Origin of the sequence: Paenibacillus sp. FSL R10-2734 (genome assembly GCF_037963865.1) — a bacterium.
Lineage (GTDB): Bacteria > Bacillota > Bacilli > Paenibacillales > Paenibacillaceae > Paenibacillus_AQ.
The window spans coordinates 5,977,661-5,989,720 of record NZ_CP150170.1 but is presented as its reverse complement, the minus strand read 5'-3'; the positions used below and the strand labels follow the sequence as shown (position 1 = coordinate 5,989,720).

General features: G+C 46.1%; 7 protein-coding genes. 5 read left to right on the top strand and 2 right to left on the bottom strand.

Annotated features, from left to right (window positions below):
• Positions 1-80: 80 nt before the first annotated feature.
• The 5 genes from NSS67_RS25945 to NSS67_RS25925 all read left to right on the top strand — a co-directional run bounded on the left by NSS67_RS25945 (position 81) and on the right by NSS67_RS25925 (position 6,010).
• A complete protein-coding gene (locus tag NSS67_RS25945) occupies positions 81-1,355 on the top strand; it encodes an alpha-L-fucosidase (RefSeq protein ID WP_339316613.1) in 1,275 nt (424 codons plus the stop codon).
• A gap of 25 nt (positions 1,356-1,380) precedes the next feature.
• Complete coding sequence (locus NSS67_RS25940; RefSeq protein ID WP_339316612.1) at positions 1,381-3,213, top strand: beta-galactosidase family protein; 1,833 nt, start codon at positions 1,381-1,383, stop codon at positions 3,211-3,213.
• Between the two features lie 199 nt (positions 3,214-3,412).
• Complete coding sequence (locus NSS67_RS25935; protein ID WP_339316611.1) at positions 3,413-4,120, top strand: DUF421 domain-containing protein; 708 nt, start codon at positions 3,413-3,415, stop codon at positions 4,118-4,120.
• Between the two features lie 108 nt (positions 4,121-4,228).
• Complete coding sequence (locus NSS67_RS25930; RefSeq protein WP_339316610.1) at positions 4,229-5,725, top strand: alpha-N-arabinofuranosidase; 1,497 nt, start codon at positions 4,229-4,231, stop codon at positions 5,723-5,725.
• Positions 5,726-5,737: 12 nt separating this feature from the next.
• The gene (locus tag NSS67_RS25925) at positions 5,738-6,010 is read left to right on the top strand and encodes a DUF6171 family protein (RefSeq protein WP_339316609.1); all 273 of its coding nucleotides are present in this window, start codon (positions 5,738-5,740) and stop codon (positions 6,008-6,010) included.
• Positions 6,011-6,069: 59 nt separating this feature from the next.
• On the opposite strand, the gene NSS67_RS25920 is transcribed toward NSS67_RS25925, so the two are convergent.
• Complete coding sequence (locus tag NSS67_RS25920) at positions 6,070-6,984, bottom strand: ArsR family transcriptional regulator (protein WP_339316608.1); 915 nt, start codon at positions 6,982-6,984, stop codon at positions 6,070-6,072.
• Between the two features lie 229 nt (positions 6,985-7,213).
• Positions 7,214-11,959, bottom strand: coding sequence for a LamG-like jellyroll fold domain-containing protein (locus NSS67_RS25915; RefSeq protein ID WP_339316607.1), 4,746 nt, complete (start codon positions 11,957-11,959; stop codon positions 7,214-7,216).
• Between the last annotated feature and the right edge of the window lie 101 nt (positions 11,960-12,060).

Sequence of the window (12,060 nt, the reverse complement as noted above, 5' to 3'; positions counted from 1 at the left end):
GGCTTTGGAAGGTCATCAACCGGCTTTCCAAAGCCTTATTTATACATTGGGCTTACACAAACATACAGGAGAGTATAGAAATGATGGAAAGCATATCTTCACAGAACAAGCCGGAAGAGCAAGCAGCGCTACCTTCTAGGGAGCAGATGGATTGGCAGGACCTGGAGCTGGGGATGTTCTGCCATTTTGGAATGAATACGTTTTGCGATCAGGAGTGGGGAGAGGGCAACGATTCACCTACGGTTTTCAATCCGCTTCATCTGGATGCCCGCCAATGGGTTAGTACAGCTAAAGAAGCTGGATTCCGTTATTTTATACTGACAGCTAAGCATCATGACGGATTTTGCCTGTGGCCGACAGCAACAAGCACTTATTCTGTGGCTTCTAGCCCATGGAAAGAAGGGCGCGGTGATGTCGTCAAGGAGTGTGCGGAGGCTTGCCGTGAGCTTGGGGTCGGCTTTGGTATTTATTTGTCTCCATGGGATAGACATGAGCCATGTTATGCGGATCTACAAGCGTACGATGATTTCTATGCCCTGCAATTGCAAGAGCTACTTACGGGCTATGGCCCGCTTACGGAAATTTGGTTTGACGGCGCAGGATCTGAGGGCCGCAATTACGATTGGCGACGGATTATGGATCTGATCAAGCGCCATCAGCCAGGCGCCATGGTATTTAATATGGGTGCACCAACGATCCGTTGGGTTGGCAATGAAGATGGTGTTGCTCCTTATCCATGCTGGAACACTGCGAATTCTGCGCGGGGTAGCATGTTCAGTGAAGCTTCATTGAACTGGCTTCCCGGAACGCCGAGCTGGGTGCCTGCAGAATGCGATGTGCCCATCCGTAAAGACCGCTGGTTCTGGCATCCCCAGGAGGAACATCTGCTGCTGTCTCTGGAGCAGCTAATGGATATTTATTATCGTTCGGTCGGCCATGGGGCAACTTTGCTGCTTAATGTAGCCCCTGACAACCGCGGGCTGTTTCCGGAGGCCGATGTGCAGCGACTGTTGGAATTCGGCAAGGAGATCGAGCGCAGATTCGATAACGCTCTAGCGGTAACAGCAGGTACCGGAGATCTTGTTGAGCTGGAACTGCCTGCAGCTACTGTGATTGATCACGCCGAGATTATGGAGGACATCGCTTACGGCGAGAGAGTGGAAGGGTACGTGCTGGAAGCGTATAGCAATGGAGTGTGGCTGGAGCTGAAGCGTGGCAGTGCGATTGGCCATAAGAAAATCGACGCCTTCCCTCCGGTATGCGTAGAGAAAATACGGTTACGGGTGCCCGTAGCTACGGCAAGCCCCAAGATCAGACGGCTTGCCGTCTATCACTGCGGGGAATCGTTAGCATAGATGTTAAAAAAGGAGGTTGTAGATCATGAGCCTGCTCACTTGGAAGAATGGACACTATTTGCTGGACGGACAGCCTTACCGGATCATATCGGGAGCGATTCATTATTTTCGGGTTGTGCCTGAATACTGGAAAGACCGGCTGCTGAAATTGAAAGCCTGTGGATTCAATACCGTCGAGACCTACATCGCCTGGAATATGCATGAACCTAAGGAGGGGGAGTTCGTATTTGATGGCATGGCCGATGTGGTCTCTTTTATCGAACTGGCTGGAGAGCTTGGGCTTCATGTTATTGTCAGACCGAGTCCGTTCATCTGTGCGGAATGGGAATTCGGGGGTCTGCCGGGCTGGCTGCTGGCTTACAGTGAACTTCAGCTTCGCTGCTGTGATCCTCTTTATTTAAGCAAGGTGGACCGTTATTATGATGAGCTGATTCCTCGGCTGGTTCCGCTGCTCTCTACACATGGTGGGCCGATTCTGGCCGTCCAGGTAGAGAATGAATATGGCAGCTATGGCAATGACAGTGGCTACCTGAGATATATGCGTAATGGACTGGTCAACAGAGGGGTCGATGTGCTGCTCTTTACTTCCGACGGGCCAACCGATGAGATGCTGCTCGGCGGAACACTGGAAGATGTACATGCGACAGTCAATTTTGGCTCCAGTACAGAGGAATCCTTCCGCAAATACCGGGAGTACCGCTCTGAAGAACCGCTGATGGTGATGGAATACTGGAACGGCTGGTTCGATCACTGGATGGAGGATCATCATGTGCGCGATGCCGAAGATGTAGCTGGCGTCCTGAATGATATCCTGACACAGGGCTCCTCATTTAATATGTACATGTTCCATGGCGGGACTAACTTTGGCTTCTATAACGGGGCGAATCATATCGTCACCTACGAGCCGACGATTACAAGCTATGACTATGATGCCCCGCTCACGGAATGGGGAGATACGACTGCGAAATATGAAGCTGTCCGGTTGGTACTTGGCAACCATGGATTTGCCCCATCTTGTCCACTCCCTGAACCGATTCCGAAGATCTCCTACGGGAAGGTCGCCTTGACGGAAAAGGCGGAACTGTTCAGAGCTTCCAATCTGGAGAAGTTATCCGTGCCGGTGAACAGTGTGTATATACAGCCGATGGAGAAGCTTGGACAGTCCTATGGTTTTATATTGTACAGCACTTATGTGCAGGGACCGCGGTCCAGGCAGAAGCTCTACATCGAGGGTGTGCGCGATCGGGCGCAGGTCTTTCTAGATGGCCAGGTACTTGGGGTGATCGAGCGCTGGAATCCGCAGCCACTGGAAATTTCCATTCCTGCTGGGGGAGCACGGCTGGATATTCTCGTCGAAAATATGGGGCGAATTAATTACGGGCCGCTCATTCGTGATCCGAAAGGGATTCTGGACGGGGTTCGAATCGATAACCAGCTGCAATATAACTGGACGATCCGTACACTGCCGCTAGAACCGGGAACGCTGGCTTCACTTGAATACAAGGAGCAGCCGGTGGAGAAGCAGGAAGCTGCGGCACCTCCAGGTCTGCCCGGATTCTACCGGGGCTACTTCGAGGCGGAGGAGATTGGCGATACCTTTCTACGGTTCGATGGATGGAATAAAGGGGTCGCCTGGATCAATGGTTTTAATCTGGGGCGCTACTGGAACGCTGGTCCGCAACAGGCCCTATATATCCCTGGCCCACTCTTGCGTAAGGGGTGTAATGATCTGGTTCTTTTGGAATTGCATGGCTGTGCTGAGACTTGCGAAATTGAGCTTACGAACCTCCCTGATCTGGGAAGAACTTCGGCCGTCGACGATGCCGTGCTGAATTTTGTGCAGGATGATAAATTGTAGAATCTTTAGCTTTAAGTAATTCAAAGCCAGGGCTTTGGGATGGTTCAGTAGAACCATTCTAAAGCTCTTTTGGCGTTTTTAGAATCTCCGAAAATCTACCTGTACGAATCGATTTGTATAATGATAACTCCAATTGTAGTGAGGTTTCATTTCTACTACGTTTGTAAATAATGGGGAAGGAGAGGTAGGGGGTTGAGTGATGCAAGCGCATATGGATATTGTGTTTCGAACTTTAGTGGCTATGATCATGCTGCTGCTGATAGCTAAAATATTGGGTAAACAAACGATTTCTAGTTTGACATTTCTCGATTTCGTGACAGGCATTATATTGGGATCGCTTGCGGCGAACCTGGCTTTTAATAAAGATCTGAAATCATCATATATGATCGTGGCACTCATTGTCATAGCCGCTACATCTTTTCTGCTATCTGTCATCGCTATAAAGAGTCGCAGAATGAGAAGCTGGATATCGGGTTCACCCACGGTGCTTATAGAAAATGGGAAAATTCTTGATGGGAATATGAAAAAGGTAAGGTATTCGCTGGACTCCTTGGATCAGGCACTGAGGGAAAAAGAAATTTTTAATCTAGAGGTAGTGGAATACGCTGTGCTAGAAGATAACGGAATGGTATCTGTCTTGAAGAAACAAGAGTACCAATATGTTACCAGAAAAGATCTGAAGCTTCCTTCGGTCCCACAGAGCTTTCCCATTGAGTTAATTATGGATGGCATACTCATTGAAGAGAATCTTGAGAATAATGACCTGACCAAAGAATGGCTGGAAAACGAATTAAGACGTAAGGGGAAACGCATCTCCGACGTATTTTACGGCGTAAGAGGAACGCAACATCAGCTCGTTTTTGATTATTATGAAGACGGGATAAGTAAACCTATTGATAAAGAATAGCCTTCATTCATATTGGTGATTGACGGATCGCTGAGCACCGCTCTATAATGCTTATATAATTATTAATTAGTTAATAAAAATATAAATGTTGAAGGGCGGAACTTATTCATGGCAGAGCGCGCAATTCTTAACACAGACATTCGTAAAGGTACGATTAACAAAAATATTTATGGACACTTCTCTGAGCATCTAGGACGTTGTATTTATGAAGGGATTTGGGTCGGAGAGGATTCACCGATTCCTAACACTAACGGTATTCGTAATGATGTTGTGAAAGCGCTTAAAGAAATTCAAATTCCAGTGCTTCGTTGGCCGGGTGGATGTTTCGCGGATGAATATCATTGGAAAGATGGTATTGGAGATCGCGAAGCTCGTAAACGTATGATCAACACGCACTGGGGCGGCACGGTTGAGAACAACCATTTTGGTACGCATGAATTTATGGAACTATGTGAGCTGCTGGAATGTGAGCCTTATATCAACGGTAATGTGGGAAGTGGTACGGTTCAAGAGATGTCCGAATGGGTAGAGTATTTAACCTTTGGCGGTGTTTCACCGATGTCTGAGCTTCGCCAGCAGAACGGCCATCAAGAGCCTTGGACTGTGACTTATTTTGGCGTCGGTAATGAGAACTGGGGCTGCGGCGGGAATATGCGTCCAGAATATTATGCAGATCTTTATCGCCAATATCAGACGTATGTTCGTAATTATGGGGACAATCGGATTCACCGGATTGCTTGTGGTCCTAACGTGGATGATTATCACTGGATGGAGGTTCTGATGCGTGAAGCTACACGCTTTATGGACTCTATTACGCTTCATTACTATACGATTCCTGGTCCAGCTTGGGAGAATAAAGGTGCAGCGACAGGCTTTGAAACGGGTGAATGGTTTAGTACCTTAGAGAAGGCCCTTCGTATGGATGAGCTGATTACAAAACATAGCGTTATTATGGACAAATATGATCCAGATAAAAGAGTAGGCCTTATCGTTGACGAGTGGGGAACTTGGTATGATGTTGAGCCGGGGACGAATCCTGGATTTTTGTATCAACAAAATTCGATTCGAGATGCCTTGGTAGCTGGAGTGTCACTGAATATTTTCCATAAACACAGTGATCGGGTACGGATGGCAAATATTGCGCAGACCATTAACGTGCTTCAAGCGGTTATTTTGACCGAAGGAGAAAAAATGGTGCTAACCCCGACGTACCATGTATTCAATATGTTTAAAGTCCATCAGGATGCTGAATTATTGGATTTGACAATCGACAGTGGGACTTACAGCTTTGAAGGTCACGAGATCCCTGAAGTGTCTGCTTCAGCTTCCGTAACAGACGCTGGAGTCATCCATGTTAGCCTGTGCAACCTGAACCACGCTGCATCGGCTACTGTTCCCCTCGAGCTTCGCGGTCTTTCTGGGCAGAAGGTTGAAGTAACTGGCACAACGCTGGCAGGTGACAAGATAGATGCTCACAATACCTTCAGTCAGCCGGATGCGGTAGTACCGCAAGCCTTTACTGCCTTTACACTTGAGGGTGATCTGCTTAATGTAGAGCTACCTCCAATGTCAGTAACTGTGCTAGAGATTACGCCGAAGGCATAAGGTGGTGTTATCATGTCAACAACATCTGCATGCAAGGGATGTCGAGACGATTATAAGGTTACCGAAGCGCAGATAGACCGTATATTGTCATCATCCATGTTTAAGTCAGAGCTTTGTGTTCCGGATGAAGTTTACGCTGAACGGATTTCTCTTTGCGGGACTTGTCCTAAGCTGCATGAGGGCGTAACTTGCGTCGCATGCGGCTGCATTATACCCGTTGTAGCTAAGCTTAAGGAACGTGGCTGTCCACTGCCTGGTGGCGGTTTATGGGGACCTTTTATTTAAGGTGAAATAAGGCAAAATAAGAGCCGCATTCGACTCTCCAATAGGAGATGAATGCGGCTTTATTCATGAGTATCTTTATAGAACAGCTCAACGATTAGATCGTCATTATAGTTGCCAAAGCCTTTGCCAAAAAGGGTAATGCCGCCAATATGCTCGGCCTCTTCATCGACGGAAAGCTTAAAGGTCCATTGCTTGTTGCGGATGTTCACTTGATCCAGTGTAACGTCGGACAGCTTCAGACCATCCATAAATGTGCCTTTAGGTGTAACACGTAGCTGCTTAAGTAGGCCGTATTGATTCGTGAGCGCTGGCCACCAAGCCGGCGTGTATTTGCCACGTCTATCTCCGTAGTCACCGGGACTTGTCCAGAATCCAAGCTGCACTCCGTTCAGTGTGAAGGTGATATCCGAGGGCCAATTATTATTAATGGAAGGTGCTTCGGAAGCAATTTCCATTGTAATGATTAGCTCCTCTGGCTGTTGACTGGAGAGAAGGAAGTTAGGGATTTTATATTCGATATATCCTTTACCGAACCAAAGAATACCAGCATTCATACGTTCGAGATCCCAGAAATAACGGGGATCATCAAAGCTGCCAATCACTTGCTCAGTAGTGGCAAGACCGCAGGTAGGCTCGATCAGGAAGTCGGAATAATGTCCCACAGGAATTTCCTTGCGGTAGCTTTTGCGCTCATTGATTTGTCTGCCCGGAAAGGTGATTTCTGCACTTTCAGCAGCTAGCGTACAGATCTTTTGCAGACCACTTCGTCCAGGCGCCATATGTGTCTGGATAAGTCCTGCAGCTTCCAGCTTGCGCACATGCATAGTCATAATGGCGCTGCTCAAATTTACTGCACCGGCCAATTCCTTGACATTCATAGGCTTCTCGGCAAGCAAACGCAACAGATGTAGACGTACTGAGCTGGCTAAAGCTTCGTAGACGGGAAGGGATTCTTCCGACAGGTCAAGTTTCATATATGGCCTCCAATTTAAATTTATAGACTACTCGATTAAGGGATTTATTAATAAGAAAGGCTGAATTATCGTTTATTCAAGACGTATAGTTAATGATTATATTATTTAAATGCTTATTTTACAATACGACGGTGAGAAATTTTCTGAACGGTCAATCACAACGAGAGAGGTATTCGAGAAAAAAAGAACGAAGCCTAAGGCTCCGCTCTCTTTCCAATCGATGATTCTCTTAATTTACATTCGAGTTATACTCTGTCAGTATTTCTTCTGATTTGAGCGCTCTGCTGTAAATCTTCAGTTCATCCATCATTCCCATATAGGGTACGTCCCAATAGTTTACACCAAGAGAGAATACACCATTCTTGTTTCTAAATACATTAGGAAAGTCCTCACCAGAGAATTTCTCAACGCCGTTGATATAAACCTTAACTGTACCGTGTTTGACTGTAAATGCTACATGCGTCCATTGTTGTTCTGGGATTCTCATATTTGTAAGGGCATCGTACCAAGCCTGACCTGACCACAGCAATGTTATACCATCACTGTTCTGTGGAACAAAGCTGATCCAGCTATTAATCGAAGCAGCGCCGAAGAAAGTTGTTGTTGCAGTTGTAAGCTGCTCAGGGTTTAGCCACATAGATACTGTATAAGTATCACTGCTAATTAATCCATCAGGCAATCGGATACCGGAAGCACCGTCAAATACTGCTGCTTGATCAGCAATACCGTTGCCGTAAGTGATATTGCCTACAGTTGGAGCCTCAATTTTTATTCCCGTAACCTGGCCAGTACCGATCAATTGGAGGGAGTCATTAAGGTTTCCATCAAAAGCATAATAGGCAACTTTACCATCTGTAACTTTTACCTTATAGTCTGCCGAGATACCACTGCCATCAGTCGCGGTGGCTGTAATCACTGCTTCGCCACCGACCGTTAGTGCCGTCACTGTTCCTGTTGCAGCATCAACTGAAACTACATTGGAATCACTAGAACTCCAAGTTAATGTCTTATTTCCGGCATTGGTAGGCAGCACTTTTACTTGAGGTGTAAAGCTATTTTCTAATTCTAATGCTTTTTCAGACTCCGTGATGGTTATCGTGCTTACTTTAATATCGCAGTCAGGCTGGCCGTTTACCAGCAAGTCTACTGCTTCTGCGGAAAGTGCACTTTCATAGATGCGCAGGTTATCGATCAATCCTTTGTAAGGGATATCCCAGTAGTTTACACCTAGGGAGAACACTGCATCCTCGCTGGCGAAGACATCCGTAAATCCTTTTCCTGTGTATTTCAATACTCCGTTAACATACAGCTTCACTGCCCCAGCATCGTAAGTGAAAGCTATATGCGACCATTGGTTAACTGGAATCTGCATGCCAGCTTCTGCATCATGGAAGGTTTGGTTACCAAACCACATCCGGGTTGTAGCTCCACCGTTTCCATAAGGCAATAAGCTAATCCAATTCGTATCCGTTGTAGCACCAAAGAAAGCAGTGGTGAATTGTGTTAATTGTTCTGGGTTAAGCCACATGCCTATTGTATAGGTGTTGCCTTTAATCAAACCGTTTGGTAGGCGAATACCGGAGTTACCGTCGAATTTAGCTGCAAGACCTTCTTCACCCGTCTCATAAGTGATGTTACCACCAGTATTGTTAATCCGATTTCCCGTAATTGTACCCTTAGCAGTACGATCTCCGTTTTCTGAAAGATTTCCTTCAAAATCATACGCTGCCACCAAACCATCTTCCAGCACATTGCCGGTCAGTTCCATTACAACGATAGTAAAGGTCTTAGTTGCAGTGGATTCTCCTAGTGTAATCGTAGCAGTAAGTTCAACTGTTGCATTTCCGAGTCCTTTTTCAGGACGAGTCACTGAACCATCGTTTCCTACTATGTCATTATTGGAAGATGACCATGTAATAACGGTTCCTCTTACGGCTTCAGTTGGGAGAGTGAGGTCTTTGTATATCTTACTTGTGTTGCCCAAGCTTAAACTCTCTTTAATATTGGATACAATTTGTTCAGTGCTCAGCAGTTCAATTTGGCTGCCCCAGACGGTAACACCCTTATTGGACATCGCTGTGAAAGTCATAACATTGCTCTGCCGGGAGGAATCCCATTGCTTCACGAATACGCCTTTGTAAAGATTTTGTACGGCGGCTCCGTTTTCTGTTTCATTGAGGAGTAGGTCGACGTAATACTCTCCCTTTAGCTCCCAGGTACCGGTTACGGATCCTGTAATGGTTCCATCACCGCGGAGTTCGATATCTGTTGTGGATTTGATTTTGGCGGAAGTATCTTTGCCGTGATTCACGAACTGATAGGCTCCAATAACATCTTCCTGCTTAACGGCTGCGATAGTTTCACCGGTGTAACGATGAGGTGATGTGATCGGCCATCCGTCTTCGTTCGTGAACATTTGATGCACACGAAGCTCATGTGTTTCACCACGCTGCGGGAACCGAGTGTGGAAAAAGTTGAATATTTTACCCGTCTCATCGTCGTAATTCACTGAATTGTGGCCAGATGCTACATAGCCGTAGGTTTGGAAGTCAGGGTCACTGTTCAGATTCGTGAACATGAAGTTACCAAGTACTTTATTACCAATGGCTGAATGGTCATTGCTCGTTGCGAGCACTGCGCTTTGTCCGGCAGCATCCACATATGGGCCATCCGGATTCGTTGAACGGAATTGACGCATGTTGTAACCACCGTCGGACGCTAGTCCTCCATAAGTCACATACAAATAGTAATAACCCGTATTCTTATCATAAGCGATATAAGGCCCTTCACCTGATTTGGTCATCCCGCCGGAAATATGGGTCCCGAAATAGCGATCAATTAAACGTCCATCAGCGGTTTTACCATCTTCGCCTGGATATTTAGGCTCGCCGGTAGCTGGATCGATTTCTAGAATAAATATGCCGCCTGACCATGATCCATATGTCATCCACAGCTTGCCATCTTTATCGTAGAATAAGGTAGGGTCAATTGCGTTTGTATATGTTTTGTTCTTATATGAACCGCCTGCGTCAAACCAATCTGGGTTGACATCATCCAATGTTCCATTATCAATAAGTTTCTGAATATTAGTGTTTGTCCATTTTTTATTGACCTTACTGTTAGTATCGTAATCCTCTTCCTTGGTGAAACCAGAATAAATTACGGTATTTCCATAGGTGTAAGGACCTTCGATATTTTGCGAAGTGGCATAACCAATCGCTGAGCGGATGTAAGTGGAGGAGGCACTGTAATACATCATATAAGCGCCGGTTGTTCCATCCGCATTCTTGTAAGCCTCATTCCAGAAAACGTCTGGAGCCCATATGGAGAAGCCACCTTTACTGTCAGAATCGTTCTCGCCAGCCCATTTAAAGGATTCTGCTAGATTCGCGGAAAGATCACCAAAAAGTACGTTACCTGGTGTTGTATAGCCATTTGTGAAATGAGTCCAGTTCATCAGATCATCCGATTTGGCTGCATCGATATGAGACCCGAATACATAATACGTACCTTTGTCTACGACCACCGACGGATCATGTACAGAAACATTGGTGAGTGCTGGTGCCGGAGCAGTCGGTTCTGGTGTAGCAGTAGGAGTCGGTGTAGCCGGAGGAACCGGAGTAGCAGAAGGTGCAGGTGTGGAAACAACGCCGCCGTCTGATCCACCTGAACTTGTACCAGGGGTTGCCGTAGCTGTAGGGCTAGGCGTTTCGAATTTGATTAGGTGACTGTATTTACTGTCAAAACCAACTTTCCCAGTGCCTTGAATCGTAATGATATCGTTTATACCAAGAATGAGATTATTGATTGCTGTACCTGCATCTACACGCAGCTTAACTATTTGCTTCAGTGTAACTTCGGTAATACTGCCTGCAGCTAGATGTAGTATAGGCGCCCCCAAGGCTTTAATCTCAGTGGAATCAAAATTGCCTTTCAGCCTGATCGTTGAATCGTTAGGGAGTGTATTCTCGATAATAACCTGACCGAAGCCTGCTCCCGTCAACGAATTATCTTCCTCAAGCGTTACACCAGAATGTACGCGTACGCTTGGTACAGCGCTGTTTCCTTTAGTAACGATGCGGAGTTTACCATTGTGTTTATCAACCGCCATGTCGGCCGCATTAGAGTTGCTAAGTACGATGCTGTTTTCGCCGCCGCCGGACACGTATACTTTTCCTTTAACGGTAACGTTATTCAGCGTAATGTCGCCTTCTGCAATACCTTCGGTAAGGTACAGGTTTCCGGAGATGGTGGAGTTGTTCAACTCAACACCCGGACTACTGATAACCATATTGCGAGAGGTAATACCCGTATAACTCCCACTTTTTGTAGTAATTTCACCGGCCAACTCCTCAATCATGCGCAGTGCTTCCGCTCTAGATACAGCCTTTGTGCCTTTAAAGGTGCCGTCATTATAACCACTTAAGTAACCTTCACTAAATAAAGATAATACGGCTTCTTGGCTCCATGTTGGTAAGTCTTCAACGTCTTTTGGTGCAGAGGTATTTGCAGAAGAATTAAGCTGGAATAGTCTGTAAAGCATAACCGCGGCTTCTTGACGACTTACTTGCTGTGTTGCTCGAAAGGTGCCATCGCTGTATCCAGATATATATCCTGCAGCCGCTGCTTTCTGGATATCGCTGTAATAAGCGCCGGTCTCTGATACATCCATGAAGCTGATTTCTGCTTTTTCCTGCAAATTAAAGACACGGTTTATCAATGTGACCCATTCCGCGCGGGTGATCTCCTGATTCGGTTTGTAAATTCCTTGTCCATAGCCTGAAATTAAACCCTTATCTACCCATGATTGAAAATCCTTCTGTGCCCAGTGGCCTAAATAATCAGCAGCCTGTTGTTGTGTTGATTGTGGGATTGTTTTGGAATCGCTTGCAGAAGCTGCTGAAATTAACGGAGCAGGTATTAGCAGGGTGAGTGCAAGAAGAGAAGCGGTTAGTTTACGAGTTGTTTTCCTCAAATTCATGATCCTCCATTCTAGTGATTAGAGATTGTCGCGGTGCGTAGAAAAACATGTGAAACGCTTACAATGAAACTTCTAAAAAAACGCTTTTCACAAAT